Below are 26,204 nucleotides of genomic sequence, written 5' to 3'. Positions count from 1 at the left end.
ATGGGTCGTATCAGAAACTACTTCCTGACGGGGTTCATCGTCACGGCACCTCTGGCGATCACGGCTTATCTGGCCTGGTCGTTCGTGGGCTGGGTCGATTCATGGGTAAAGCCCTATATCCCGCACCGATATAATCCGGATTCCTACCTGCCGTTCGCGGTGCCGGGTTTCGGGCTGATCGTTGCTCTTGCGCTGATCACGCTTGTCGGGTTTCTGACCGCAAACTTTATTGGCCGTTCCATCGTTTCGCTTGGCGAAAACATGCTTGGCCGCACGCCTTTTGTGCGCAGCATCTATCGCGGCCTGAAACAGATTTTCGAGACGGTTCTTTCGAACAAGGCGGACCTTTTCAACAAGGTGGCGCTGGTCGAATATCCGCGAAAAGGCGTCTGGTCGATTGTGTTTATCGCAACTGAAAAAGAGGGCGAGGTCGGCGATGTGCTTCACCCTATCGAGGGACGGACGGTCGCGGTCTTCATGCCCGCGACACCGAATCCGACGACCGGCTTCCTGATGTATGTGCGCGAAGACGAAATCGTCATGCTCAGCATGAGCGTCGAGGACGCCGCAAAGCTGATCATATCAGCGGGTCTCGTCGCGCCGGAATATCACAAAAAGACCGCCGAGCTTGCGAAAGCAGCGGCGGCTCCTCAGCAGGAGCGCAAGAGGCGGACTGCTTCGTCGCGCCCGAACAAGTAAAGCAGCAGGCGCAGCGCTTCGCCGCGCTCCGATTTCAGGTCGGGATCGCGCGTCAAAATAAGCCGCGCGTCATTGCGGGCGGTTTCCAGTAGATCGGAATGTGCTTCTATCCGGGCAATCTGGAAACCGGGCGTACCGGACTGGCGCGTTCCCATCAATTCGCCTTCGCCGCGCAGTTTCAAATCTTCCTCGGAGATCAGGAAGCCATCCTCCGTCTCGCGCATGATCGACAGACGGCGCGTTGCGGTTTCGCCGAGCGGCCCCTGATAAAGCAGAACGCATGTGGACGCCTTGTCGCCGCGACCGACGCGCCCGCGAAGCTGGTGCAATTGCGCCAGGCCAAAGCGCTCGGCGTGTTCGATGACCATGATCGTCGCGTCCGGCACATCGACGCCGACCTCGATGACAGTCGTCGCCACCAGAACGCGTGTCTCGCCCTGCTTGAAGGCGCGCATCGCCTCGTCCTTGTCGCGACCGTTCATGCGGCCATGGACAAGCCCGACAATTGGACCTAAAGCGCCTGTGAGGTAACGGAAGCGGTCTTCCGCAGACATCAGCTTGATTTCTTCCGATTCCTCGACAAGCGGGCAAATCCAGTAGATTTTCTGGCCTTCGGAAACGGCTTTGCGAACCCGCTCGACAAGATCGTCCAGCCGCTCAAGCGGCAGAGTTACCGTCTGGATCGGCTGCCGTCCGGCTGGCTTTTCGGTCAGGCGCGAAACATCCATGTCGCCGAATGCAGTCAGAACAAGCGTGCGCGGGATCGGCGTCGCTGTCATGACAAGCATATCCGGCGCGTTGCCCTTGGCAGTCATCGCAAGGCGCTGGTGGACACCGAAACGGTGCTGCTCGTCGATGACCGAGAACACCAGATCGTGAAAGACCACGGCGTCCTGAAACAGAGCGTGGGTTCCGACAACGATGTTTATGTCGCCATTTTCCAACCCGGCCAGAATTTCGGCGCGCTCGCGTCCTTTTTCCCGTGCAGTGAGGATCGCGACCTGCAAACCAGCTTTTTCGGCGAGAGGCTTTATGGTCGCCATGTGCTGGCGCGCCAGAATTTCAGTCGGCGCCATCAGTGCTGCCTGACCGCCTGCCTCGACGGCGCGCGCCATAGCCAGCAGCGCTACGACAGTCTTGCCGGACCCCACGTCGCCCTGAAGCAGGCGCAGCATCCGGTCCGGCTCGGAGAGGTCGGCGTTGATTTCCGCCAGCGCCGTTTCCTGCGAAGCAGTCAACGAATAGGGAAGGGCGGCGCGCAGGGCGTTCGCTATACGGCCATCGCCTTTGAGGGGGCGGCCGGAAAGCCGTTTGATCTTGGCTCGGACAAGCGCCAGCGAAACCTGCCCGGCCAGAAATTCGTCGTAAGCCAGCCTGCGCCACGCGACGCTGTCGGGCGAAATGTCGAGAGCGTCGATTGGGTTGTGAATGCGGCTCAGAGATTCCAGAAACGGAACAAACCGGTTGCGCCTTGCAAGTTCCGGGTCCAGCCATTCGGGAAATTCGGGCATGCGCTCCGTTGCAGAAACGATGGTTCTGCGCAGAATTTTTCCCGACAGACCCGCCGTCAATGGATAAACCGGTTCGACTAGCGGCAGGCTCGCCTCGTCTTCCTTTTTTACGATGTGGTCCGGGTGAACCATTGTCGGGCGGCCGTTGAACCATTCCATGCGGCCGCTGAGGACAACTTGCTCGCCTTCGGGCAAGGTCTTTTCCAGCCATCCGGCATTCGCATGGAAAAAGGTCAGGGCTATTTCGCCTGTGTCGTCGAATGCATAGATTCGGTAAGGCACGGATTTGTTGCCGCGCGGCGGCGGCTGATGCCTGTCGATTTGCACATCGAGCGTAACGATCGCGCCTTCCGGCGAAAGTGCGATGCCCGGCCTGTTGCGCCGGTCGATGACGGAACCGGGCATGATGAAGGGCAGATCGCCGACACGCGCGGTTCGACCCGTCAGGTCGGCCGCCACGACTTTCTCAATGAGAACGGCAATTTTCGGCCCAACGCCGGGCAGCGTGGTGATGGGTGCGAAAAGCGGATCGAGAATGGATGGGCGCATTGTGTCAGCTTATGCGCTGCGAGTGTCGTTGCAAGGCTGACAGTCGGCTGTATCCACGCTATATGCGTGCCGAACTTCAAGGAAGATTGCCATGACTGGAACCACACGGACGAGCGACGGGCTGGATACGCACCGGCGCAAACTGCTGTATCGTTCCTGGCATAGGGGCATGCGCGAGATGGACCTCATTCTCGGTGATTTCGCGGATCGTTACATCGACAAGCTTACCGACGCCGAACTCGACGAATACTCTGTCCTGCTCGATCTGCAGGACGGTGATCTTCTTTCATGGGTTACGGGCGAACGCCCGCTGCCGCAACAACACGATACGGCAATTTTTCGCAAGGTTCTGGCCGCGCGCCAGACGGTAGAATTCGATTAAAACAGACATGAGCTTCATAAAACCAATCGGCCTGCCCAAAAGCGGAACCGGGCTTTTCATCGTCGACGGCGTGGCCGATGGCTACGAAGCCTTTGCGCTATCGACGATTTCGGAAGAAATGGCCAAGGATGGGCCAGTGCTTTTCATCGCCCGCGACGGACAGCGCTTGCCCGCAATCGTCGAGGCGCTCGCCTTTGCCGCGCCCGGTCTGCCGGTTCTCGAACTGCCTGCGTGGGATTGCCTGCCATATGACCGCGTTTCGCCGGGATCTGACGCATCGGCAAGGCGTCTCGATGCGCTGAGCGCGATGATCGCGCTGGCCGAAAAGCCGCATCGCGCTGTCATCCTGACGACCGCGAACGGTCTGCTGCAGCGCATTCCGCCAGCGGAAGTCATTGCTGCGCAAACGTTTAAGGCAAAACCCGGCAATCAGATCGACATGAATGTGTTGATCAGCCGGCTGGAAAATTCCGGGTTCGATCGTGTCGCGACGGTGCGTGACATCGGTGAATTTGCGGTGCGCGGCGGCATTCTCGATCTTTATGCGCCGGGCTGGGAAGAAGCGCTACGGCTCGATTTCTTTGGCGATACGCTGGAATCCATCCGCTCTTTCGATGTCGCAACGCAACGCACGACGGGCCAGCGCAATGCGATGATCTTGCAGGCGATGAGCGAGGTCGCCCTGACACCCGAAACGATCAGCCGCTTTCGCCGCAACTATATCGAAGCCTTTGGTGCGCCGTCGCGCGACGACGGGCTTTATGCGGCAGTCAGCGAAGGGCGGCGTTTTGCCGGTATGGAACACTGGCTGCCGTTCTTCTACGACCGTCTGGAGACGATTTTCGACTATCTGCCGGGCGTTCCGGTAGTGTTCGACCACCTTGCGCGTGAAGCGCTGAGTGAACGCCATACGCTGATTCTCGACCATTACGAGGCACGCAAGCGGCTGTCCGAAGGCGGTTTGAAAGAGGCTGTGCCTTACAAGCCTGTCGCGCCTTTGGCGATGTATCTGTCGCCGGAAAATCTTGCGGCGGAAATGCCGGATCACGCGTCGATTGAGCTAACGCCTTTCGACACGCCATTCACCAGCGGGCGCAAGGTGCTGCACGCAGGCGCGCGCGCAGGCCGTCGTTTCGTCGAGGAGCGTGCCGATCCGAATGCGAATGTGTTCGAACAGGCCGTCAAGCACATCAGCGACATGCGTGCTGCGAAGCGCCGCGTTGTCATCGCGGGCTGGACGGAAGGCTCGCTCGACCGCCTTGGGCAAATTCTCGAAGAACACGAACTCGGCAATCTGACGCGTGTTGCGTCGCTGTCGGATGTCGCCAAACTCACCGCCGGGCAGGCGGGAATGGCGGTTCTGCCGATTGAATCCGGTTTCGAGACGGACACGCTCGCAATCGTTGCCGAGCAAGATATTCTTGGCGACCGTCTGATAAGGCGTTCGAAAAAACGCAAGAAGGCTTCTGATTTCATTGCGGAAGCAGCCTCGCTTTCGGCAGGCGATATCGTGGTTCATGCTGACCATGGCATTGGCCGGTTCATCGGTTTGCGCACCATCGAGGCGGTCGGTGCGCCGCACGATTGCCTTGAGATCCATTATTCGGGCGATGATCGCCTTTTCCTGCCGGTCGAAAACATCGAGCTTCTGTCCAGATACGGCTCGGATTCGGCAGAAGCCACGCTCGACAAGCTCGGCGGCGGTGCATGGCAGTCACGCAAGGCGAAGCTGAAACGCCGCCTGCTCGAAATGGCTGGCGCGCTCATTCACCTTGCCGCAGAACGCCAGATGCGTTCGGCACCTGCCTTCATTCCGCCGGAGGGCGTGTATGGGGAGTTTTCGGCACGCTTCCCTTACGAGGAAACGGATGACCAGCAGAGCGCAATCGATGCTGTGATTGACGATCTTTCCGCCGGTAAGCCGATGGATCGCCTGATTTGCGGCGACGTCGGCTTCGGCAAGACTGAGGTTGCGCTGCGAGCGGCGTTCATCGCGGCAATGGAAGGGTTTCAGGTCGCGGTTGTCGTGCCGACGACCTTGCTTTCGCGCCAGCATTTCAAGACGTTCTCGCAGCGTTTTTCTGGCCTGCCGATAAATGTCCGGCAAGCCTCCCGTCTGGTAGGCGCGAAGGAACTCGCCGAAACGAAGAAGGGCATCGCGGAAGGCACGGTAGATATCGTTGTCGGCACCCATGCGCTTCTTGGCGCATCGATTTCCTTCAAAAATCTTGGGCTTCTGATTATCGACGAGGAGCAGCATTTCGGTGTGAAGCACAAGGAACGGCTGAAGGAGATCAAGAGCGACGTTCACGTTCTGACGCTTTCGGCAACGCCTATCCCGCGCACGCTGCAATTGGCGCTGACCGGCGTTCGCGAATTGTCGCTGATCGCCACGCCGCCGGTAGACCGCATGGCGGTGCGCAGCTTCATTTCGCCGTTCGATCCGCTGGTCATCCGCGAGACGCTTCTGCGCGAACGCTATCGCGGCGGGCAGAGCTTCTATGTCGTACCGCGTATCGCCGATCTCACCGAGATGAGCCAGTTTCTGGCGGAATCCGTGCCAGAGTTGAAGGTCGCGATCGCGCACGGCCAGATGCCGCCGGGCGAACTCGACGACATCATGAACGCCTTCTACGATGGGCAGTACGACGTGCTCTTGTCCACGACGATCGTGGAATCGGGTCTGGACATTCCGACCGCAAACACGCTGATCGTTCACCGCGCCGACATGTTCGGGCTGGCTCAGCTCTATCAGATACGCGGGCGTGTTGGCCGTTCGAAAGTGCGCGCTTATGCGCTGTTCACGCTGCCGGCGAACAAGGTTTTGACGACGACGGCCGATCGCAGGCTGAAAGTGCTTCAGTCGCTGGATACGCTGGGCGCAGGTTTCCAGCTTGCAAGCCACGATCTCGACATTCGCGGCGCGGGCAATCTGCTCGGTGAGGAACAGTCCGGCCACATCAAGGAAGTCGGTTTCGAGCTTTATCAGCAGATGCTCGAAGAGGCCGTCGCGGAAATTCGTGGCACGGGCGAAGTCGTGGATGGCGGATGGTCGCCGCAGATCGCAATCGGCACGGCAGTCATGATCCCCGAATCCTACGTGCCCGACCTGCAGCTTCGGCTGGCGCTTTACCGCAGGCTTGCAGATCTCGATTCCCCGGAAGAGATCGACGGTTTTGCTGCCGAACTCATCGACCGTTTCGGCAAGCTGCCGGAAGAAGTCGAACATCTGCTCAAGATCGTGTTCATCAAGTCGCTTTGCCGCAAGGCGAATGTCGAGAAACTCGACGCAGGACCGAAGGGCATCGTCATTCATTTCAGGAAGCGCGAATTCCCCGATCCGGCTGGTCTGGTGCGCTTCATCAGCGAGCAAGGCAGTCTTGCCAAAATCCGGCCAGACCACAGCATCGTGCTTTCCCGCGACTGGCCAAAGCCCGAAAAGCGTCTCGCAGGCGCTGCCGTGGTGATGACGCAGCTTGCGCGCTTGGCGGAAAAAGCGGCGGCCTGATTCCTATCAGGCGTCGCCGAGGTCGCCATTCGCTTTGGCAGTGGCGACTTGTTGGATCGCGTCGGCCAGCGTCGCGACGTCCTGAGCGCCCATGACAGCGTATTTGCTTTCGAGCAAAAAGCACGGGACGCCGGTTATGCCCATTTGCGATGCGGTGGCGGCTTCCGTCGAAATCTCCGTGCGATCGGCGTCCGTTGCGAGGAGCACTTCGATTGGGGCCGCGTCCAGGCCAGCGCCTCTTACGGCGTCGATCAGAACTTCATGATCACCGACGTTTTTGCCTTCTTCGAAATAAAGCTGAAACAGGCGGCGCGCGACGGTATTTTGCGCGGCTTCGCCCTGTGCTGCAGACCAGCGGATCACGCGATGCGCGTCGATCGTATTCGGTGAAACGGTGATCGCATCGAAGTCGAATTCAATGCCTTCATCGGCACCCAGTTGCTCGACTCTCGCGTGAATCTCTTTCAGGCGCTCTTCGCTCCCGAATTTCGACAGCATGTATTGCTTGCGGTCGATGCCGCCTGCCGGGATCGTCGGATCAAGCTGGAATGGACGCCAACGGACATGGACATCGATATCGGGAAGCAACTCTATTGCCTTGTCGAGCCGCTTCTGGCCGATGAAACACCAGGGGCATACGACATCGGAAACGACGTCTACCGTTACTGACTGCTTGGCCATGTCGAGCTCTTCCGTTCTAATCTTGCCGCCACCATGTGGGCAATTGCGCGCCGTTCAGCGGTATGGTTTCGGGGCGTTTTATGCGGTTCCAACGCGCTATCCATTGCTCGGGCGAGTAATACAAAGGAACGACATAGGCGCCACTCAACAAAACGCGATCCTGCGCGCGCACGGCATCGACGAACTCTTCGCGCGTGCGGGCATTCAACAACGCGTTGATCGTTGCATCCAAAGCCGGATTGGCCACACCTGCAAAGTTGAAGGTTCCCGGCTGGTCGCGGAAGGCAGAACCCCAGCGCGCAATCTGCTCGACGCCCGGTGAGAGCGATGAAGGATAGAGATAAACGATCGCGTCGAAATCATAGTTGATCATCCGCTGCTGATATTGTGCGGCATCGACCGAACGGACGTTTGCCGCAATGCCAAGGCGTCGCAGCGTTTGCTGCCATGCGATTGCGAGCTGTTCGCCGTCTTTGCCCTTGAGCATGATCTCGAACGCCAGTGGCGAGCCGTCCGGTGCTGTCAGCGCGCCGTTCTTGACCTCGTAACCTGCCTGTTTCAGCTTTTCGTAGCCGACGCGCAGGAAATCCCGGTCCCGGCCGCTGCCGTCCGAGACGGGCGGCTTCCAGCCTTCAGCCATGATTTCCGGCGTGACTGCGTCGGGGAAGGGCGCAAGCAGGACTTTTTCCCGCTCGCTCGCCGGGCGACCGTGAGAGGACAAATCCGAATTGTCGTAAAAACTCTTGGTGCGCGTGTAAGCGTTCGAAAGCAGGTTTCGATTGGACCACTCGAAATCGAACAGGTCGATCAGGGCCTTTCTGACTTCCGGTTCTTTGAAGACGTGTCTGCGCGTGTTCATCAGGAAGCCGAACATGCCCGAAGGCAATCGTGTGCGGATCGTTTCCTTGACGATGTCGCCGCGCGTTACCGCCGGGAAATCATAGTCATTGGCCCAGCGCCCGCTGCTTCCTTCCATGAAAACATCGACCAGACCTTTCTTGAAGGCTTCGAACATCGCGTTTTCGTCGCGGAAATAGGTGACGCGAATTTGGTCGTAATTGTCGAAACCGCGTTTTGTGGGCAAATCCTTCGCCCAATAGTCCTTGTTGCGGACCATCGTGATGCTTTCGCCTGCGCGCACCGTTTCGAGCTTGTAAGGCCCGCTGCCGATAATTGGCGTGAGCGTCGAACGATCGAATGTTTCCGCGTTGATTGCGTGTTTGGGCAAAACAGGCATCAGGCCGAGGATAAGCGGCAGCTCACGGTCGGGTTCTTTGAAAACAAACCGGATGCCCTGTTTTCCGATTTTCTCCATTTTTTCGATCTTCCCGGCCGTGACGCCATAGCGCGGCAATGCCTTGTCGCGCAGCAGTTCGATGGTGAAAATCACGTCGTCGGGTGTGATAGGTTCTCCGTCGGAGAAGCGCGCGCGATCGTCGATGGTGAACTCGACGAAGCTGCGCTGGTCATCGGTTTCCACCGATTTTGCAACAAGCGGATAGAGTGTGAACGGCTCATCGGCGGAGCGCTGCATGAGGCTGTCGAAAACGTTGTAGCCGAAAATCAGATCGAGCGTGCCGCGTGCGCCGCTTCCCTGGACAATGAATGGATTGATGCTGTCGAAGGTGCCGGGCCATGCATATTCGATGCGTCCGCCCTTGGGTGCGTCAGGATTCGCATATGGGAAATGCGTGAAGTTTTCCGGCAGCGCCGGTTCGCCGTGCATTGCGATGGCGTGTTTGGGTTCGGCATTGCCCTGGGAGACGCCAAGGCCGAGAATCAGGCTCGCGCAGAGCAACAAAAATGAACGGCGCATAGCCTCTTACCTCAAAAAATCGGACGTGTTTTGGATTGATTCGCTTTTCAATCTATCATGAGGTTGAATTCGGTGCAGTTCATGGCGGTTCTGCATCGGCCCGAAAACGGAATCGGTTGAGGAAAGCACGATGCAGAGACTAAAGTGTTAGAGCGTCCTTTGTGCGTCCAATAGGACGCACGGCACTCTAATGTAAGTGACATTCCGCAAAGAGGCTGGATTCATACGATGCGGCAGTGTAACAGGCGACGCGAAGTCATGCTGTTGCCTTATTTGCCCAACAGGTAGCCAAGACAAACAGCGGATAGAACCGTTCCCGGATCGTTTGAGAGGATAGGAACAAGATGATCAGCCTGAAAATCGACGCTTGCCGTATTCCGGCGATGGCCGCAGGCGCACTTGGAGTGCTCGCCGCCAGCTTTTCGCCAGCGGCAGCCCAGCAGCAACAGCAAGCGCCTCAGGGCTGGTTCAAGGCTTGCACCAAGCAGGAAGAAGTCGACATCTGCAACGTGCAGAACATTCTGGTTGCCGATTCCGGCCAGATGGTTACCGGCATCAGCCTGATCGAACTCAAGGGCAAGGTGAATCGCAAGGTATTTCAGGTAACGGTTCCAACCGGTCGCCTGGTGCCTCCCGGCATCGGCCTGCAGATCGACGGCGGCAAGGCACAGAAGCTCGACTATGTGATCTGCTTCCCTGACCGTTGCGTGGCGGAAGTTCCGCTCAACGACCCGCTCGTCGCTTCGTTCAAGAAGGGTCAGGAGTTGACGCTTACTTCGGTCAATTTTCAGAACCAGCAGAACCCGGTGAAGGTTTCGCTTCAGGGCTTCACGGGCGCTTATGACGGTCCTGCGATGCAGCAGTCCGACATCGAGGATCGCCAGAAGAAGCTTCAGGAGTTCGTGAGCAAGAACAACGAAGACTTCGCGAAAAAGCTGAAGGAAGAGCAGGACAGGGCGAAAACCGCCAATTAAGTTCTGAATTTCCGGAATTATAAAAAAGGCGGGTCAAAACCCGCCTTTTTTAATGCTTCAAATTGTCTTTTGGGGCGTATCGGCCGTCAGAAGTCTTATCGAAGAACTCCCTGATCTGTGGATGCCTGACCGGCTCGCCGGACTCATCCTCAAGCAGGTTCTGCTCCGACACATAGGCGACGTATTCCGTCTCGGAATTTTCGGCCAGCAAATGGTAGAAAGGCTGGTTGCGCGCCGGACGAACCTCTGCCGGAATGGATTCGTACCATTCTTCGCTGTTGGCGAATTCCGGGTCGACGTCAAAGATCACGCCGCGAAACGGAAACAGCCTGTGGCGAACAACCTGGCCGATCGAAAACTTGGCTGTCTTGATGTCACTCATTGCGCTACCTCTGGCACTATTTGGCGCATCGATCCAAGCAATTCAATCCCTTGAGCCTTGACGCCCACCAAAGCCACGCGTTAGCGCTGGGTGAGGTTTCAGGCGCGGGAAGAAATGTCGGATATATTTGGGCTTGTTTTGCCGTTCTTCGGCCTGATCTTCATCGGTTTCGTGGTCGCGAAGTTAACGCGCCAGCCGCTTGAAGCGCTTGGCTGGATGACGACATTCATCATCTATATCGCGCTTCCGGCCATGTTTTTTCAGCTATTGTCGAAGACGCCGATCGAGCAACTGACCGAATGGAGCTATATTTTCGGTTCGGTTTTCTCGACTTTCGTCATCTTTGCGCTGATGTTTTGCGGCTCGGTGATCGTTTCGCGCGGCAAAATTGCCGAATCGGGCATCAAGGGTTTTGCCGCTGCCTATGGCAATATCGGTTTCATGGGGCCGGGGCTTGCGTTGCTGGCTTTCGGCCCGGAAGCGGCTGTGCCGCTGGCGTTGATCTTCTGTTTTGAAAACATCATGCACTTCGCCCTGGCGCCGATGTTGATGGCGGTTGCCGGCGGGCAGGGGCGCTCGCCGCTGCAAATGACCGGCGATGCGCTCAAGAAAATCCTGCTTCACCCATTTATCATCGCGACTGCGATCGGTGTTGCCGCGGCAGCGTTCGAATTCAGGGCGCCGATGCCGCTGGAAAGGCTGCTGGATTATCTCGCGAGCGCTGCCGCCCCCTGCGCATTGTTTGCAATGGGCGTGACGCTGGCGCTTCGACCATTGAACCGCGTCCCGGTCGAGCTCGTGCCGATTGCCGGCCTCAAGCTGGTTGTGCATCCGATGCTTTGCTATGTGATGCTGAGCTGGATCGGCAATTTTTCGGAGGTCTGGGTTTTTACGGCAGTTCTGCTTGCAGCGCTCCCCACGGCAACGAATGTCTTCGTGCTGGCCCAGCAATATGGCGTTTGGGTGCAGCGGGCGTCGGCCAGCGTGCTGATCACGACATGCATATCGGTGTTCAGCGTGACAGCACTACTCTACGCGATCCGCAGCGGTATCCTTCCGCCCGATCTGTTTCCGTAACGCATCGCGAATTCCCAAAAGCCCGGTGCCGGGTTTTAGGGTCTCCTGCATGAAAAACACGCGAAGCGGGCTGATGGATCCGAGCAGGCCCAACCCGCCCGTCCTTGCGATCTGCATTGGCAGCATGTTGGAAAGCAGTGATCTGTTGAGCAGACGAACCCCGCCCGCCCGCGCAAGGACGTCTGGACGCCGTTTTGCGTCGTAGCGTCGAAGGGTTTCTTTGCTGCCTACGTCTGAAGAAGATTCGGAAATTGTTTCAATAAGATCCTGGACGTCTCTAATTCCAAGGTTGAGACCCTGCGCACCGATCGGCGGGAATACGTGGGCAGCTTCACCAACCAGCGCAACGCGGTTTTTCGCAAAGCTCGTCGGGAGCGTTGCCGACAATGGATAAATCTGACAGCCGGGCTCCGCCGTGACACTTCCAAGCATAGAGCCCATCTGATTTTCGATCAGTCTGGACAGTTCAGCCGTATCCAGCGACGCTAGTTCGTCGGCGCGTTCAGGCTCAACCACCCATACGAGGCTTGATCGCTTGCCCGGCAGCGGCACTTGCGTAAAAGGGCCGGTTTCGGTGTGAAATTCATTCGAAACGAAGCCATGCTCGCGGCTGTGGGTAAAACTCGCAACCAATGCTGCTTGCGGGTAGCGGGTTGTCGAACTGTCGATGCCCGCGGCGTCGCGGGCCATGGACAGCCGCCCATCAGCAGCGATGACCAGCCTGGCGAAAATTGCCTGCCCATCGGAGAGGGCAGCCTGAACAGCGTCGTCATCTATCGTCCATTCGACAATGGATGTTTCGAGCCTTGTGATTTCAGGGCGGCTGGCGATCTGCTCGTCTAGCGCTGCAACAAGAACGGAATTCGGAATATTGAGACCGAAATACTCCGCGCCGACTTCGCTTGCATGGAATGTGACGATCGGGCTGCGAATCAACCTTTTGGTGCCGTCGATAATGCGCATAACCCGCAAGGGAGCCGCTTGCGGCAGGATCTTATCGAGCACGCCAAGGCTACTTAGGGCGTCGATCGCGGGCTGCATCAATGCTGTTGTCCGGCGGTCGGTCGTGCCGGCCTTTGGTCCGCAGAGCCTCACCGAAAAGCCAGCCTGTGCGGCGGCAAGAGCGGCGACGAGGCCGACAGGGCCGGCGCCTGCAACGATTATGTCGGCTCGTTTGCTCATGCTTTTAACCTCGATCAGGCGAAATCATTGCCTGTGATATAGGGCGTTGCGAGGTGCCTGATCAACATGATGCAATCCGTGGTGTCTCGTCGCACTCATGCGGTGACCGGCACAAAAGTCGTTGGTAACACTGCTCGCAAGCTTGGTTCGGTCCGATAGCGCTTGAATGCCCGACAACGCTCATATTAAGTGCGGCTGAAGCAGTCATCTGCTTGTGGGCGCGTTGTCGAAGCGCTCCATCTCGCTGAATTCTGAACAACGAGCGGCGCGAAACGTGAAAAAGAAGAAAGTTACATGGCCGCAGGCTAAGGCCTTCTCGGTTCATCTGCTAACAGCATCAGGTTCTTTTCTGGCGTTTCTTTCGCTGGTTGCGGCGAGCGAGGAGCGTTGGACGGCCATGTTCTGGTGGCTTGGCCTTGCCCTGTTCGTCGACGGCATAGACGGGCCGATAGCCCGCAAGCTCGAAGTCAAAGACGTGCTGCCGACCTGGTCGGGCGAGATGCTCGACAACATCATCGACTATGTCACCTACGTCCTGATCCCGGCTTTCGCGCTCTATCAGAGCGGTTTCATGGGCGAAGGCCTTTCCTTCCTCTCGGCGGCGATAATCGTCATTTCCAGCGCGATCTATTATGCCGACACCAGCATGAAGACGAAGGAGAACTTTTTCAAAGGTTTTCCGGTCGTCTGGAACATGCTCGTCTTTACGCTTTTCGTGATTGGCACAGGTGAATGGCTCTCATTCGCCATCGTTGTCATTGCGGGTGTCATGACGTTCCTGCCGATCAATTTTCTTCATCCCGTGCGGGTCAAGCGCCTGCGCAATCTCAATTTGACCATAACGCTGGTTTGGTGTGCTTTTGGCGCGATTGCTCTGCTGCAGGGCATGAACGCGCATGATCTGGTGAAAATCGGCATCGCCATAACCGGCGTCTATCTGTTCTTTATCGGGGGCGTCATGCAGATGTTCCCGAAGCTTGGTGCAAAGGATGTCTGACATGTCCAAAGCGGTCCTCGTTCGCAGCAATGGCGGTCCTGAAGTTCTGACTTATGCGGACAAAGATCCCGGCACTCCGGGTGCTGGCGAAGTCCTGATCAAGCATACGGCCATTGGTCTGAACTTTCTCGACGTGTACTACCGCACCGGCCTTTATCCGGCGCCTGCCGGCTTGCCGCTCATCCCCGGCAATGAAGCCGCAGGCGTTGTGCTCGAGACAGGCGAGGGCGTCACTTCATTGAAGAAAGGCGATCGCATAGCCTATGCGGGACCGATCGGCGCCTATTGCGAGCAGCGCGTTATCGCTGCGGACAAGGTTGTAAAAATCCCGGACGGTATAAGTGATGAACAGGCAGCAGCGATGATGCTGAAGGGCATGACCGCTGAGTATCTGCTGCGACGCACTTTCAAGGTCAAGAAGGGCGACACGATCCTGTTTCACGCTGCAGCGGGCGGCGTCGGCCTGATCGCCGGACAATGGGCCAAGCATCTTGGCGTAAAGACCATCGGTACGGCCGGTTCACCCGATAAGGTCGCGTTGGCAAAGGCCAATGGTTACGACCACGTCATCAACTATCGCCAGACGCCTGATTTTGCCTCTGCCGTGCGTGAAATCACAAATGGCGAGCTTTGCAATGTCGTCTATGATTCTGTCGGGAAGGATACGTTTGCCGGTTCTCTCGATTGTCTCAGGCCGCTCGGCATGCTGGTTAGCTTCGGACAGTCTTCCGGGATCATTCCGCCTCTCGATCTCGGTATCCTTTCCAAAAAGGGCTCTCTGTTCGTAACGCGGCCAACGCTGTTCACCTACATCGCAAAGCGCCAGGATCTGGAAGAAAGCTCCAGCGCCCTTTTCGATGCGGTGCTGAATGGGGCTGTGAAGATCAGCATCAATCAGACTTACGATCTCAAAGACGCGGCGCGGGCGCATTCGGACCTCGAAGGCCGAAAGACGACCGGAACCACGATCCTGATCCCATGATGCCAGCGGTATCACTGGAAATATTGAAGCACTTTCAAGATAAGCGCGGCTTTGTACTTGGAGCAATGCGCGCCTACGATGGACGCGGGAACATATAAAACAAGAAAAATGGGGGCGTTGTGCAAACAACCCTGGTGACTGACGGAGCGGACCTGCTTGAGGTCCGGGGCCTGACCAAGATTTTTGGTAGCCTGAAGGCTTGCGATAACATCGACCTGAAAATCGCGCCGGGAGAAATCCATGCGCTGCTCGGCGAAAACGGCGCGGGGAAATCCACGCTGGTAAAAATGCTGTTCGGCTCTCTGGAGCCGTTTTCAGGCGAGATTTTCTGGAAGGGTTCGCCGGTCACCATCAACACGCCGAGCGTTGCAAAAAAGCTCGGTATCGGCATGGTTTTTCAGCATTTTTCGCTGTTTGACGCGCTCACCGCTGCGGAGAATATCGCGCTTTCGCTGGAAAGCGATACGCCGATCGGCACGATTGCTGCCAAGGCGAAGGCACTGTCCTACAGCTACGGCCTGCCGCTCGATCCCTATTCGATTGTCGGCGACCTGTCGGTCGGCGAGCGTCAGCGCATCGAGATCGTGCGTTGCCTTCTGCAAGCGCCAGACCTCATCATTCTCGACGAGCCGACCTCCGTTTTGACGCCGCAGGAGGCTGACAAGCTGTTCGAGACGCTTGAGCGGTTGCGGTCCGAAGGCAAGTCGATCCTCTACATTTCACACCGCCTGGAGGAAGTGAAAAGGATTTGCGATCGGGCGACCGTGCTGCGTCACGGCAAGGTAGTCGGGCAATGTGATCCGCGCAAGGAAACGGCCACTACGCTGGCGCGGATGATGGTGGGCGGTGACGTTCACACCATTGAACATGAGCCATCCACTGATGAAACCGCGGGCACGCCGCTTCTTCAGGTCAATGATCTGGTGCGCAAGCCTGCGACGCCTTTCTCCGTGCCGCTGCGCAATATCAATCTCACGGTGAAGGCCGGCGAGATCATGGGCATCGCCGGTGTGGCCGGAAACGGGCAAGGCGAGCTTTTCGAGGCGATTTCCGGCGAAGTTCTGCAATCGGATGCGGCGACGGTACGTATTCGCGCTAAGGATGCAGGCAGACTTTCGATCTCCGGCAGGCGGCTTCTTGGTGCGGCCTTTGTTCCGGAAGAACGGCTGGGCCATGGTGCGGCACCGCGCATGACGCTTTCTGAAAACCTTCTCTTGTCGCGTCACAAGACCGACCGCAAAGCCTTTTTCGGCATAGGAGGAGTCGTAAAGAACGGCGCTGTGTTTGCCGCTGCCCAGCGGATCGTAAAGATCATGGATGTTCGCAAGAGCGGCATCGATCCTGAGGCGACGGCACTTTCCGGCGGTAATCTGCAGAAATTCATCATTGGTCGTGAGCTCGATAGGCAGCCTGCCGTCATGGTCGTGAACCAGCCGACATGGGGTGTCGATGCCGGTGCGGCGGCTCATATCCGCCAGTCGCTCATCGATCTGGCGAAAGCAGGCTCGGCGGTTCTCGTCATCAGCCAGGACCTCGACGAACTTTTTGAAATCTCCGACAACATCGCCGTCATGCACAATGGCGAACTTTCAAAACCGCTTCGCATCGCAGATGCCACATTCGAAAAGATAGGCCTTCTGATGGGCGGCGCGGAGCCTGGCCATGTCGAAGTAGCGAAGGAACTCGTCTGATGCGGATCGAACTTGTCAGGCGTCCGCAGCATTCGCGTTTGTTCAGTGTCGTTTCGCCGTTTATCGCGCTGGTGCTGACACTGATTGCCGGAGCGATCATGTTCTTTCTTCTGGGAAAGGACCCGCTCGACGCGCTCTATTATTATTTCATCGATCCATTGCGCGAAGTCTGGTCGCTGCACGAACTGGCAATCAAAGCCGCTCCGCTCATACTGATCGCGGTTGGGCTATCCGTTTGTTATCTTTCGAACAATTGGAACATCGGCGCAGAAGGCCAATTCGTGATCGGCGCGCTTGCAGGCTCGATCCTGCCTGTCATGTTCCCGGAGTTTCAGAACTGGGCCGTGCTGCCCCTGATGATGCTGATGGGCATCGCAGGCGGCGCGGCTTTTGCCACCATCCCGGCGTTTCTAAAGGCGCGTTTCAACACCAATGAAATCCTGACCAGCCTCATGCTGGTTTATGTCGCGCAGCTTTTTCTCGATTGGCTGGTGCGCGGACCGTGGCGCAACCCATCGGGCATGAATTTTCCCGAAACACGGACTTTTCACGAATATGCGGTGCTGCCTGAGGTCTGGAGCGCATCGGGACGGGCGCATTGGGGCTTCGTTTTCGCGCTTGTCGCAGCTTTGGTGCTCTGGTTCGTCCTTTCGCGCACGTTGAAGGGTTTTGAAGTCAAAGTGCTTGGACAAAGCCCGCGAGCAGGACGCTTTGCCGGATTTTCCAACACGAAGATGATCTTTTTTGCCTTTCTGGTTTCGGGCGGATTGGCAGGATTGGCCGGAATATCGGAAGTGTCAGGCGCAATCGGACAATTGCGCCCAACGATCTCGCCCGGATATGGCTTCACGGCCATCATCGTCGCGTTTCTCGGCCGCTTGAACCCGCTGGGCATCGTTGCCGCAGGTCTTGTGCTGGCGCTCTCCTATCTCGGAGGTGAGGCAGCGCAGATTTCCATCGGTGTCTCCGACAAGGTCGTCAGGGCTTTCCAAGGCATGCTTCTGTTCTTCGTGCTCGCTTGCGACATGCTGATCCACTACCGCATCCGATTTGTGGGCGCTCCGGCAAAGGCTACGCAGAATGTTTGAGAACATACTCATTACCATCGCGACCGCCGCAACGCCGCTTCTTCTGGCAGCGATAGGCGAACTCGTGGTCGAGCGCTCCGGCGTGCTGAACCTTGGGGTCGAAGGCATGATGGTCATGGGCGCGGTGACAGGTTTCGGCGTTGCCCTCATGACGGGATCGCCTTGGCTCGGCGCGGGTACCGCAATTATCGTCGGGTCCTTGTTTTCGCTGCTGTTCGGCTTTTTGACACTTACACTTGTGACCAATCAGGTCGCGACCGGCCTTGCACTTACGCTGCTCGGGCTTGGATTGTCCGGCATGCTGGGCGAAGGTTTTGTTGGCCTTCCCGGAGTGAAGCTCGGTTTTGTCTACATACCGGGTCTGACCGACCTGCCGATCGTCGGCAAGCTGCTGTTCGGGCAAGACCCGATCTTCTACTTCTCGATCTTCCTGACTGCGGCAGTCGCATGGTTCCTTTTCCGCACACGGGCTGGCCTCACCTTGCGGTCGGTCGGCGACAATCACATGTCGGCGCATGCTCTTGGCATCAATGTCATCCTCATTCGCTATCTGGCGGTGATGTTTGGCGGTGCGTGCGCCGGATTGGCTGGGGCTTACCTCTCGCTCGTCTACACGCCGCAATGGATCGAGAACATGACCGCGGGCCGCGGATGGATCGCATTGGCGCTTGTCGTGTTCGCTTCGTGGCGGCCGTGGCGCGTTCTGGCGGGCGCTTATCTGTTCGGTGCGGTCAGCATCGGCCAGCTTCATGCGCAAGCACTGGGGATAGGCGTGCCTTCGCAGCTTCTTTCTTCGCTTCCCTATCTGGCAACGATAGTGGTGCTTGTTCTAATCTCCAGAAATCGGCGACTGACGATGATAAACACACCGGCTTCTTTGGGGCGGCCGTTTGTGCCTGATCGCTAAGAAAATACGGGATAATGCCCCCTGGCAACACAAGAGGACGGACAATGAAAAAGACAATTTTATCCTTCGCCACGGCGGCAGCGATGCTGTCGTTCGGCGCGATGGGAGCACAGGCCGCCACAAAGGCCTGCTTCATCTATATCGGGCCAACAGGCGATTTCGGCTGGACCTATCAGCACCATCAGGGCCTGCTCGAAATGAAGGAAGCTTTGGGTGATGCCGTCGAGACGGCTTACCTCGAAAGCGTTCCTGAAAGTGCTGACGCGGAACGCGCCATCGAGCGTTTCGCACGCTCCGGCTGCAACATCATCTTCACGACCTCGTTCGGTTATATGGACCCGACCAACAAGGTTGCCGGCAAATTTCCGGATGTGAAGTTCGAACACGCGACCGGCTACAAGCGCGATCATCCGAATGTCACGACCTACAATTCGCGTTTCTATGAAGGCCGTTACATTCAGGGCATTATCGCCGCGAAGCTCTCGAAGGTCGGCGAAGCAGGCTATATCGCTTCCTTCCCGATCCCTGAAGTCGTCATGGGCATCAATGCGTTCGTGCTCGGCGCGCAGACCGTCAATCCCGATTTCAAGGTGAAGGTCGTGTGGGCGAACACCTGGTTCGATCCAGGCAAGGAAGCCGATGCTGCAAAGGCTCTGATCGATCAGGGCGTCGACATCATCACCCAGCACACGGATTCCACCGCACCGATGCAGGTTGCCACAGAACGCGGCATCAAGGCTTTCGGTCAGGCGTCCGACATGATCAAGTTCGGTCCTGAAACGCAGCTCACCTCGATCATCGACGATTGGGGTCCGTATTACACCGAACGCGTCAAGGCAGTCATCGACGGCACCTGGAAGCAGCAGGACGTCTGGGGCGGCATGAAGGAAGGCCACGTCGTGATGGCGCCTTATGCCAACATGCCTGACGATGTGAAGAAGCTGGCTGAAGAAACCGAAGCCAAGATCAAGTCCGGGGAGTTCAACCCATTCACCGGCCCGATTGCAAAGCAGGACGGCAGCGAATGGTTGAAGGACGGCGAAGTGGCGGATGACGGCACGCTGCTCGGCATGAACTTCTACATCAAGGGCGTAGACGACAAGCTGCCGCAATAATCCGGCAAGTTGCAGAAAAGAAAAGGGCGCCAATCGGCGCCCTTTTTTGTTCGATGCGGCTAGAAGCCTATGGCGCTGAACATATTCGGCCAGACGCCGATTGCACCATCATAGGTCATTTTCAGTGCCACATAGAGGATGATGGCAACGCCGATATAGGCGATCCAGCGATATTTATGCAGAAGATTTGCAATGAAGGTCGCGGCAAAACCCATCAGTGCAATGGACAGACCAAGACCGATAATCAGGACGGTCGGGTGATCCATGGCCGCGCCTGCAACCGCAAGGACATTATCCAAAGACATCGACACGTCTGCAATGACGATCTGCCAGGCAGCCTGGGCAAAGGTCTTGCGCGGAGCCTTTCCAGCAACTTGACCGTCGCTGTCGAGATCGGAATCGGACATCGCCTCGGTGGCCGCATGCTCGTCTTCATGCGAAACGGTCAGTTCGCGCCACATTTTCCAGCACACCCACAGAAGCAGCAAGCCGCCCGCTATCAGCAGGGCAGGACCCAGCTTCAGCAATTCGGTGGTGATGAGTGCAAAGCCGATACGCAGCACCGTCGCTGCTATGATACCGACCAGGATCGCTTTCTTACGTTGATCCGAAGGCAATCCCGCTGCCGCAAGACCAATCACGATCGCATTGTCGCCCGCAAGCACAAGGTCGATCATTATAACCTGAAGCAGTGCCGTGAAGCCTGCAGCCGTAAAAATCTCCATTCCGGAAAACCTTCCCCTTCACCAGATCGCCGCGCTTTCGGAGCATCGAGACGCAATTTGAAATTGCGGCCTCAATATCACTGCAAAAACCGGCTCTATAGCTATTCCTACATGCGCAAACTGGACCTTTGTCACACGCTGCGATGGCAGATAGGCTTTGCTTCTCAATAATGCAAAGAAAAACAAGTTTGGACACATATATCGGAGTGAGCTTTGACCCATCGACGCCTTGGACGTACGAAACTGGAAATCGCGCCGCTGGTTTTCGGCGGCAATGTCTTCGGCTGGACGGCCGATGAAAAGACCTCCTTTTCCCTTTTGGACCGGTTTGCAGACGCTGGTTTCAATGCGATCGATACGGCAGATGCCTATTCGAGATGGGTGGACGGCAATTCCGGCGGAGAGTCGGAAACGATCATTGGCCGCTGGCTGAAAGGCCGGAAAGATCGGGATAAATTCGTTGTAATTACAAAGGTTGGCTCCGAGATGGGGGAGGGTAAGAAAGGTCTTTCACCTTCATACATCGCGCAGGCCGTGGACGATTCGCTACGGCGGCTTCAGACAGATTACATCGATCTTTATCTTTCCCATTGGCACGATCCTGAAACGCCCTACGAAGAGACGTTTCGCGCTTATGAAAAGCTTATCGAAGCAGGCAAAATACGGTATGCGGGCGCGTCTAACCTGGACGCGGCACAGTTGCAGGAGGCGCTGCAGGTGTCGAAGGACAGTTCGTTGCCGCGCTATGAGGTGCTGCAACCGGAGTACAATCTTTATGACCGTTCGACATTCGAAGGTGATCTTCGCGATCTCTGCATAGAAGAGAATGTCGGCGTCATCACCTATTTCAGTCTGGCTAAGGGGTTTCTTACGGGGAAATACCGAGGCGAGGCGGATCTTGGAAAGAGCGCACGCGGCGGCGGCGTCAAAACCTATCTCAACGAACGCGGCAATCGCGTGCTGGCGGCGTTGGACGAGGTGGCGAAGCAGCACAATGCCAAGCCGGCTGAAATCGCGCTTGCATGGGTGGCAGCTCAACCCGGCGTCACCGCGCCGATCGCCAGCGCCACTTCACAAGCACAGCTTGAAAGCCTCATCAAATCCGCAACAATCGTGTTGTCATCGCCGCAGATGCAGTTGCTGGACGATACCGGAGAATAGGACCTGCAGGCGCGATGCCTATTCAGGCATCGCGGATTGAGCGGAGCAAAGTCTTCCGGGCAGAATCCAGATGCAGTTTGACGGCCTTTTGCGTCTGCCGTTTGTCTCCGCGTTCCAACCCGTCGATGATTTCGAGGTGCTCGTGGATGGCCACCTCGTTTCGCTCCCGCTCATCGACCTTGTTCCACTGAAAGTGATAGTGGAAAATCAGCGATATGACGTCGTAGAACTCGCGAATAAACCGATTTTGCGACGCATCGTTGATCGTGCGATGGAATGTTTCATCGAGTGCCGAAAACGCGTGATAGTCGGTCTCTATCCGGCTGAGCAGATCATGATGACTGGATTTGAGCTCTGCCAGCTTACGATGTCCCGGCTCGGTACGGACCGTATCGGCAAACAGCGAAATCGATTGAAGTTCGAAAAGTTCGCGAATATCCGACAGTTCCAGCGCAAAGGACCGCGTGAATCCTTGAAATACCCAGCTTGAATTCGGTCGTTTCTCGATAAGTCCAAATCGGCTGAAACGATTGAGATATTCACGGATGCCGGACGTCGAAACATTGAACTGTCTGGCAAGCTCAAGCGTATTGATCGTGCCGCCGGGTTTCAAATCTCCCTTTAGAATCCAATCCTTGAACTTGCGTTCGATCAATTCCGAGCTTGTTTCGGTTTCAGGATCGGGGAAATATTCCGCATCGGCGGGATGACGCAAAACGCGCTTTTCACGTCCCTCGACGTTGAGGATCCCCGCGCTGTCGAGTGACGAAAGTATGGTTCTGACGGTCGTGCGGCTTACTTCCAGTTGCTGTGCCAACGAAGGTTCGGACCCCAAAAGGTCGCCGACTTTCTGCGCGCGGATGAAGTCCAGGCACGCATTATAGCTTCGCTTGTAGACAGAATTGTCTTTCATCCGACCGTCCAGCCATCTGTTTTTGTTCGAATAAATCCGAGCTTTAAAAACATTTTGACACGCCTGCTGATTACGTTCAAGTGTGCTTTAACGATAATAGACAGATTTTATCTCGATCCAAAAAGCGTGCTGCACCGCCCATTCATTGATCGAGACAAGTCCGTTGCATGCCATAGATGTATTGTAGGAAATTATAATGAAATCAATAGTCTGCCTTCGGCCGGATCACATGGCACTGGAAGAGCGGCAAGCCCCGTCTGCAATCGCGCAGGGCAAGGTTCTGATCGATGTTGGATATATCGGCATTTGCGGCACCGATTATCATATCTTCGAAGGCAAGCACCCGTTTCTCGAATATCCGCGCGTTATCGGGCATGAACTTTCAGGCGTTGTATCGAACCCGAATGGCTCTTCGTTCAAGGCCGGAGACCGGGTTGTCGTAAACCCATATCTCGCTTGCGGCGAATGTATTGCGTGCAGAAGCGGCAAGCCGAATTGCTGCGAACGCATTCAGGTTCTGGGTGTGCATACGGATGGCGGGATGTGCGAGCAACTTGTGGTACCTGCCTCAAATTTGATCCATGCGGGCGATCTTGCGCTGCGCGACGCCGCGATGGTCGAGTTTCTGGCGATCGGCGCACATGCAGTCAGGCGATCCAAAGTAAGCAAGGGTTCTGCCCTGGTCATAGGTGCCGGGCCGATCGGTCTTGGCGTTGCGATCTTCGCAAAGATTGCCGGTCTCGACATAACTTTGGCGGATGCCAGTGAAGAACGCGTCGAGCAGGCGACCAAGGTTCTCGGTTTCGGCAAGGGTGTGGTCGTCGGGGATGCGGATGCTGCGCGGCGAGTTCGCGCCATTAATGCTGATGGCTACGATGTCGTGTTCGATGCGACCGGCAGCAGCCGTTCGATCATGGATGGTTTTCAACATGTGGCGCATGGCGGCACCTACGTTCTGGTGAGTGTCGTGAAGGACGACATCACATTCTCGGACCCGGAATTTCACAAACGCGAAATGTCCTTGCTGGGCAGCCGCAACGCGACCGCTGAGGATTTCGAGCACGTCATCGCTTCCATTTCCGCAGGCTTGATCCCGCTCGACAGCCTCGCAACGCATGAAACCACGCTCGACGATGTTTCGACCGATCTGCCGAGATGGGCGCATGACAAAAAGGGGTTGATCAAGGCTCTGGTGCGGGTTTGATGGAATGAGCCGCACCCGCCAGATAATGCAGTTCGGCACCAGCCGCTTCCTTCAGGCGCATGTCGATTTGTTTGCTCATGAAGCCAATGAGAGCGGAGGGGTGCCGATTGAAATTACCGTGGTGAAAATCTCACCCGACGATGCGCGTGCGCATCGGGTTGCAGCGTTTTCCGATCCGGGTGGCTTTCCGATCAAGGTGAGGGGCGTCTCCAATGGCGGAACCATCGATCAGGCCGTGCAGGTAAAATCCGTCAAATCGGCGCTGATTGCGGATACGCAGTGGCGCGAGGTCGTGCGGGCTTTCGTCGAGGATACCGATATCGTCGTTTCGAACAGCGGCGACAGCGGTTACAAGACGGAACCCGGCGAAGCGGTTCTGAACGAAAATATCGTTCCCAAGGGTTTTCCAGCAAAGCTGGCGGCACTTCTGGTTGCACGCTGGCGGCGCTCGGGTCGCAAGCTTTCCATTTATCCATGCGAATTGGTGAACAAGAATGGAGACACGCTTCGCTCGATCGTAGCAAAGATTGCGATCACGGCGCGGGCGCCGCATGAGTTTTTGACGTGGTTGAAAAGCGATGTCCGTTTCGTCAACACGCTGGTTGACCGCATCGTATCCGAACCGATCGAGCCCGTTGGCGCCGTTGCAGAACCATATGCATTATGGGCAATCGAGGGCGCCTCACAGGAAGATGCACCTTTCCTGCATCCGTCGATCGTCGTCACCGATGATCTCGAGCAATATGAGCGGCTGAAGCTTCACATTCTGAATCTTGGGCATACTGTTCTGGCCGATCAATGGCTGGAAAATCCACAGGATGGGCTGACCGTCTTCCAGGCGATGTCGGATGCTGTAATCCGCCAGTGGCTGGAACGTATTTTTGAAAGTGAAGTGTTGCCGGGCTTTGCTGCGCTAGGGCTGGGCGACGAAGCGGAAATCTACATTCAGACAACGCTCGACCGGTTCTGCAATCCATTTCTTCAGCATCGAATTGCAGACATCGCACAAAATCACGGTCTGAAGGTGGACCGTCGTCTGGCGGCATTTATTTCATGGGTCGCGCAGTCTGGAAGCGAGATTAAGATGCCGATGCTGAGCGCTGTATGTAAACGCAACGGGTTGGCCAAATGAGCAAGTCCGCAATTATTCGTCTCGATCCCGAAGACAACATCGCCGTTGCGATCAAGGACATCGCGACCGGCGATCTGGTCATGGACGGCCTCACGGCGCGCGCCGATATTCCGCTTGGCCACAAGGTCGCGGTCGCGGCGATTAAGGCGGGAGCGCCAGTTTTGAAGTTCGGGCAGGTGATCGGCGAGGCCCTATCGCCAATCGAATCCGGCGATTGGGTTCATGCCCACAATCTCGGCTTCGCCGCCGGTCTTACCCGGATCAAACCGGGCGCCGTATCGACTGCATCGCAGCGGCTTCCGTCGCGTATGACGTTCAAAGGCATCCGTCGCGCGACAGGGAAATTCGCCACGCGCAACTATATCGGCGTTATCGCAAGCGTGAACTGTTCCACCACGGTTTGCCGGGCAATTGCCGAAGAAGCCAACAAGCGCCTGCTTTCCAGTTTTCCAAACATCGATGGTTTTGTTCCTATCGTTCATGGCTCCGGCTGCGGCGCGTCGACCAATAGCGAGGGGCAAAAGCTGCTCCAGAAAACGATTGCGGGCTATTGCCGTCATCCGAATTTCGGCGGTGTTTTGCTGGTCGGCCTCGGCTGTGAGGTCAATCAGATCGCGCTTTATGCGACCGGCGGACCGAGTGAAACGCGGGTAAGTTTCGACATTCAGCAGGTGGGCGGATCGCGTGCAGCTTTGGAACGCGCGATGGTCATCCTTGAAGGGATTGCACGCGCGGCCAATGCGGTCGAACGCGAGGATGTGCCGGTTTCGGAACTGACAATCGGCCTGCAGTGCGGCGGTTCCGATGGCTTTTCCGGCATTACCGCGAACCCGGCTTTGGGCATCGCAATGGACCTTCTGGTCGCGGGAGGCGGGACGGCAATTCTTTCCGAAACGCCGGAAATTTACGGCGCGGAACATTTGCTGACGTCTCGCGCTTCGCCGGAAACCGCCGAAAAACTGATGAAGCGTATCGCCTGGTGGGAAGACTATGTGGCATCCCACAATGCGTCGCTCGACAACAACCCTTCGCCAGGCAACAAGCGCGGCGGATTGACGACCATCCTTGAGAAATCGCTGGGGGCGGTTGCCAAATCCGGCCGCTCGCCGCTGAAGGATTGTTACGGATACGCAGAATCGGTCACGTCAAAGGGCCTCGTTTTCATGGATACGCCGGGTTACGACCCCGTTTCCGCAACGGGGCAGGTGGCTGGCGGCGCAAACATGATCGTCTTCACCACGGGTCGCGGCTCATGTTTCGGATGCCGTCCTGTTCCGTCGATCAAGGTGGCGAGCAATTCGACGCTTTATGAGCGCATGACCGACGACATGGATTTCGATGCCGGGCGTCTGCTGAACGGAGATGTGGATCTTCATCAGCTCGGACAGGAAATCTACGATTTGGTACTCGACGTCGCGTCGGGCGAGAAGACGACCAGCGAAGCATTCGGCTATGGCGACAGCGAGTTTGTGCCGTGGACTATTGGTGCTGTTTTGTAATCCTTGAAAAGTTTTTTATGGATAAACAG

22 protein-coding genes are annotated in these 26,204 nt (G+C 57.0%); 15 read left to right on the top strand and 7 right to left on the bottom strand.

The annotated features are described in order from the left end of the window. Nucleotides 1-699 (top strand): DUF502 domain-containing protein, encoded by a 699-nt coding sequence (locus tag ABFT80_RS16045; protein ID WP_347972931.1) that lies wholly within the window; start codon nt 1-3, stop codon nt 697-699. On the opposite strand, the gene recG is transcribed toward ABFT80_RS16045, so the two are convergent. Then, nucleotides 651-2,759 carry an ATP-dependent DNA helicase RecG gene (gene recG, locus ABFT80_RS16040; RefSeq protein ID WP_347972930.1) on the bottom strand — a complete coding sequence of 703 codons (2,109 nt, stop codon included), beginning with the start codon at nt 2,757-2,759 and terminating at the stop codon, nt 651-653. The two genes, ABFT80_RS16045 and recG, sit on opposite strands and share 49 nt — an antisense overlap. 91 nt (nt 2,760-2,850) lie before the next feature. On the opposite strand from recG, the gene ABFT80_RS16035 reads away from it, so the two are divergent. Both ABFT80_RS16035 and mfd read left to right on the top strand, forming a co-directional pair. Further along, nucleotides 2,851-3,141, top strand: a complete 291-nt coding sequence (locus ABFT80_RS16035) for a succinate dehydrogenase assembly factor 2 (protein WP_347972929.1) — start codon at nt 2,851-2,853, stop codon at nt 3,139-3,141. A 7-nt stretch (nt 3,142-3,148) separates the two neighbouring features. Next, nucleotides 3,149-6,649, top strand: a complete 3,501-nt coding sequence (mfd, locus tag ABFT80_RS16030; RefSeq protein WP_347972928.1) for a transcription-repair coupling factor — start codon at nt 3,149-3,151, stop codon at nt 6,647-6,649. Between the two features lie 6 nt (nt 6,650-6,655). On the opposite strand, the gene ABFT80_RS16025 is transcribed toward mfd, so the two are convergent. Beyond that, nucleotides 6,656-7,330 carry a DsbA family oxidoreductase gene (locus tag ABFT80_RS16025; RefSeq protein ID WP_347972927.1) on the bottom strand — a complete coding sequence of 225 codons (675 nt, stop codon included), beginning with the start codon at nt 7,328-7,330 and terminating at the stop codon, nt 6,656-6,658. Nucleotides 7,331-7,346: 16 nt separating this feature from the next. Next, nucleotides 7,347-9,146: an extracellular solute-binding protein gene (locus tag ABFT80_RS16020; protein ID WP_347972926.1), complete on the bottom strand. Its 1,800-nt coding sequence runs from the start codon at nt 9,144-9,146 to the stop codon at nt 7,347-7,349. A gap of 344 nt (nt 9,147-9,490) precedes the next feature. Here ABFT80_RS16020 and ABFT80_RS16015 point away from each other — a divergent pair, with 344 nt between their 5' ends. After that, the gene (locus ABFT80_RS16015) at nt 9,491-10,120 is read left to right on the top strand and encodes an invasion associated locus B family protein (protein WP_347972925.1); all 630 of its coding nucleotides are present in this window, start codon (nt 9,491-9,493) and stop codon (nt 10,118-10,120) included. A 49-nt stretch (nt 10,121-10,169) separates the two neighbouring features. Here ABFT80_RS16015 and hspQ read toward each other — a convergent pair whose 3' ends face one another. Continuing rightward, nucleotides 10,170-10,502: a heat shock protein HspQ gene (hspQ, locus tag ABFT80_RS16010; protein ID WP_347972924.1), complete on the bottom strand. Its 333-nt coding sequence runs from the start codon at nt 10,500-10,502 to the stop codon at nt 10,170-10,172. Between the two features lie 114 nt (nt 10,503-10,616). Here hspQ and ABFT80_RS16005 point away from each other — a divergent pair, with 114 nt between their 5' ends. Then, nucleotides 10,617-11,579 (top strand): AEC family transporter, encoded by a 963-nt coding sequence (locus ABFT80_RS16005; protein WP_347972923.1) that lies wholly within the window; start codon nt 10,617-10,619, stop codon nt 11,577-11,579. Here the strand turns inward: ABFT80_RS16005 and ABFT80_RS16000 are convergent. Next, nucleotides 11,529-12,761, bottom strand: coding sequence for a UbiH/UbiF family hydroxylase (locus tag ABFT80_RS16000; RefSeq protein WP_347972922.1), 1,233 nt, complete (start codon nt 12,759-12,761; stop codon nt 11,529-11,531). The two genes, ABFT80_RS16005 and ABFT80_RS16000, sit on opposite strands and share 51 nt — an antisense overlap. A gap of 274 nt (nt 12,762-13,035) precedes the next feature. Here ABFT80_RS16000 and pcsA point away from each other — a divergent pair, with 274 nt between their 5' ends. The 6 genes from pcsA (at nt 13,036) to ABFT80_RS15970 (ending at nt 19,541) form a co-directional block, all read left to right on the top strand. Then, nucleotides 13,036-13,758: a phosphatidylcholine synthase gene (gene pcsA, locus ABFT80_RS15995; RefSeq protein ID WP_455189953.1), complete on the top strand. Its 723-nt coding sequence runs from the start codon at nt 13,036-13,038 to the stop codon at nt 13,756-13,758. A 1-nt stretch (nt 13,759) separates the two neighbouring features. Beyond that, nucleotides 13,760-14,740, top strand: coding sequence for a quinone oxidoreductase family protein (locus tag ABFT80_RS15990; RefSeq protein WP_347972920.1), 981 nt, complete (start codon nt 13,760-13,762; stop codon nt 14,738-14,740). Nucleotides 14,741-14,874: 134 nt separating this feature from the next. Next, the gene (locus ABFT80_RS15985) at nt 14,875-16,431 is read left to right on the top strand and encodes an ABC transporter ATP-binding protein (protein WP_347972919.1); all 1,557 of its coding nucleotides are present in this window, start codon (nt 14,875-14,877) and stop codon (nt 16,429-16,431) included. Then, nucleotides 16,431-17,519: an ABC transporter permease gene (locus ABFT80_RS15980; RefSeq protein WP_347972918.1), complete on the top strand. Its 1,089-nt coding sequence runs from the start codon at nt 16,431-16,433 to the stop codon at nt 17,517-17,519. The genes ABFT80_RS15985 and ABFT80_RS15980 overlap by 1 nt, the downstream gene beginning before the upstream one ends. Next, nucleotides 17,512-18,426, top strand: coding sequence for an ABC transporter permease (locus tag ABFT80_RS15975; RefSeq protein ID WP_347972917.1), 915 nt, complete (start codon nt 17,512-17,514; stop codon nt 18,424-18,426). Before ABFT80_RS15980 ends, ABFT80_RS15975 begins: the two co-directional genes overlap by 8 nt. 44 nt (nt 18,427-18,470) lie before the next feature. Further along, entirely contained in the window at nt 18,471-19,541 is a 1,071-nt protein-coding gene (locus tag ABFT80_RS15970; RefSeq protein ID WP_347972916.1) for a BMP family ABC transporter substrate-binding protein, read from the top strand. A 59-nt stretch (nt 19,542-19,600) separates the two neighbouring features. Here ABFT80_RS15970 and ABFT80_RS15965 read toward each other — a convergent pair whose 3' ends face one another. Beyond that, complete coding sequence (locus ABFT80_RS15965; protein ID WP_347972915.1) at nt 19,601-20,266, bottom strand: TerC family protein; 666 nt, start codon at nt 20,264-20,266, stop codon at nt 19,601-19,603. Nucleotides 20,267-20,479: 213 nt separating this feature from the next. On the opposite strand from ABFT80_RS15965, the gene ABFT80_RS15960 reads away from it, so the two are divergent. Next, nucleotides 20,480-21,427 (top strand): aldo/keto reductase, encoded by a 948-nt coding sequence (locus ABFT80_RS15960; protein WP_347972914.1) that lies wholly within the window; start codon nt 20,480-20,482, stop codon nt 21,425-21,427. A 22-nt stretch (nt 21,428-21,449) separates the two neighbouring features. On the opposite strand, the gene ABFT80_RS15955 is transcribed toward ABFT80_RS15960, so the two are convergent. Next, entirely contained in the window at nt 21,450-22,340 is an 891-nt protein-coding gene (locus ABFT80_RS15955) for a GntR family transcriptional regulator (RefSeq protein WP_347972913.1), read from the bottom strand. 196 nt (nt 22,341-22,536) lie between these two features. On the opposite strand from ABFT80_RS15955, the gene ABFT80_RS15950 reads away from it, so the two are divergent. The 3 genes from ABFT80_RS15950 to ABFT80_RS15940 are packed head-to-tail and all read left to right on the top strand — an operon-like array spanning nt 22,537 to nt 26,175. Beyond that, nucleotides 22,537-23,544 carry a zinc-binding alcohol dehydrogenase family protein gene (locus ABFT80_RS15950; RefSeq protein WP_347972912.1) on the top strand — a complete coding sequence of 336 codons (1,008 nt, stop codon included), beginning with the start codon at nt 22,537-22,539 and terminating at the stop codon, nt 23,542-23,544. A gap of 4 nt (nt 23,545-23,548) precedes the next feature. After that, the gene (locus ABFT80_RS15945) at nt 23,549-24,676 is read left to right on the top strand and encodes a mannitol dehydrogenase family protein (RefSeq protein WP_347972911.1); all 1,128 of its coding nucleotides are present in this window, start codon (nt 23,549-23,551) and stop codon (nt 24,674-24,676) included. Next, entirely contained in the window at nt 24,673-26,175 is a 1,503-nt protein-coding gene (locus ABFT80_RS15940; RefSeq protein ID WP_347972910.1) for a UxaA family hydrolase, read from the top strand. Before ABFT80_RS15945 ends, ABFT80_RS15940 begins: the two co-directional genes overlap by 4 nt. Nucleotides 26,176-26,204 lie beyond the last annotated feature (29 nt).

Source organism: Foliimonas ilicis, assembly GCF_039939195.1.
Taxonomy (GTDB): domain Bacteria; phylum Pseudomonadota; class Alphaproteobacteria; order Rhizobiales; family Rhizobiaceae; genus Foliimonas; species Foliimonas ilicis.
The sequence above is the reverse complement of the archived record's forward strand: the minus strand, read 5'-3'. Positions and strand labels throughout refer to the sequence as shown.

What these genes read in the sequence shown, in the direction of transcription:
- recG (WP_347972930.1), bottom strand. Translation starts at nt 2,759, where the DNA reads ATGCGCCCATCCATTCTCGATCCGCTTTTCGCACCCATCACCACGCTG.
- ABFT80_RS15980 (WP_347972918.1), top strand. Translation starts at nt 16,431, where the DNA reads ATGCGGATCGAACTTGTCAGGCGTCCGCAGCATTCGCGTTTGTTCAGT.
- ABFT80_RS16035 (WP_347972929.1), top strand. Translation starts at nt 2,851, where the DNA reads ATGACTGGAACCACACGGACGAGCGACGGGCTGGATACGCACCGGCGC.
- ABFT80_RS15965 (WP_347972915.1), bottom strand. Translation starts at nt 20,266, where the DNA reads ATGGAGATTTTTACGGCTGCAGGCTTCACGGCACTGCTTCAGGTTATA.
- ABFT80_RS15945 (WP_347972911.1), top strand. Translation starts at nt 23,549, where the DNA reads ATGAGCCGCACCCGCCAGATAATGCAGTTCGGCACCAGCCGCTTCCTT.
- ABFT80_RS16025 (WP_347972927.1), bottom strand. Translation starts at nt 7,330, where the DNA reads ATGGCCAAGCAGTCAGTAACGGTAGACGTCGTTTCCGATGTCGTATGC.
- ABFT80_RS16015 (WP_347972925.1), top strand. Translation starts at nt 9,491, where the DNA reads ATGATCAGCCTGAAAATCGACGCTTGCCGTATTCCGGCGATGGCCGCA.
- ABFT80_RS16005 (WP_347972923.1), top strand. Translation starts at nt 10,617, where the DNA reads ATGTCGGATATATTTGGGCTTGTTTTGCCGTTCTTCGGCCTGATCTTC.
- mfd (WP_347972928.1), top strand. Translation starts at nt 3,149, where the DNA reads ATGAGCTTCATAAAACCAATCGGCCTGCCCAAAAGCGGAACCGGGCTT.
- ABFT80_RS15940 (WP_347972910.1), top strand. Translation starts at nt 24,673, where the DNA reads ATGAGCAAGTCCGCAATTATTCGTCTCGATCCCGAAGACAACATCGCC.
- ABFT80_RS15975 (WP_347972917.1), top strand. Translation starts at nt 17,512, where the DNA reads ATGTTTGAGAACATACTCATTACCATCGCGACCGCCGCAACGCCGCTT.
- ABFT80_RS15990 (WP_347972920.1), top strand. Translation starts at nt 13,760, where the DNA reads ATGTCCAAAGCGGTCCTCGTTCGCAGCAATGGCGGTCCTGAAGTTCTG.
- ABFT80_RS16020 (WP_347972926.1), bottom strand. Translation starts at nt 9,146, where the DNA reads ATGCGCCGTTCATTTTTGTTGCTCTGCGCGAGCCTGATTCTCGGCCTT.
- ABFT80_RS16000 (WP_347972922.1), bottom strand. Translation starts at nt 12,761, where the DNA reads ATGAGCAAACGAGCCGACATAATCGTTGCAGGCGCCGGCCCTGTCGGC.
- ABFT80_RS15950 (WP_347972912.1), top strand. Translation starts at nt 22,537, where the DNA reads ATGAAATCAATAGTCTGCCTTCGGCCGGATCACATGGCACTGGAAGAG.
- ABFT80_RS16045 (WP_347972931.1), top strand. Translation starts at nt 1, where the DNA reads ATGGGTCGTATCAGAAACTACTTCCTGACGGGGTTCATCGTCACGGCA.
- ABFT80_RS15970 (WP_347972916.1), top strand. Translation starts at nt 18,471, where the DNA reads ATGAAAAAGACAATTTTATCCTTCGCCACGGCGGCAGCGATGCTGTCG.
- ABFT80_RS15955 (WP_347972913.1), bottom strand. Translation starts at nt 22,340, where the DNA reads ATGAAAGACAATTCTGTCTACAAGCGAAGCTATAATGCGTGCCTGGAC.
- hspQ (WP_347972924.1), bottom strand. Translation starts at nt 10,502, where the DNA reads ATGAGTGACATCAAGACAGCCAAGTTTTCGATCGGCCAGGTTGTTCGC.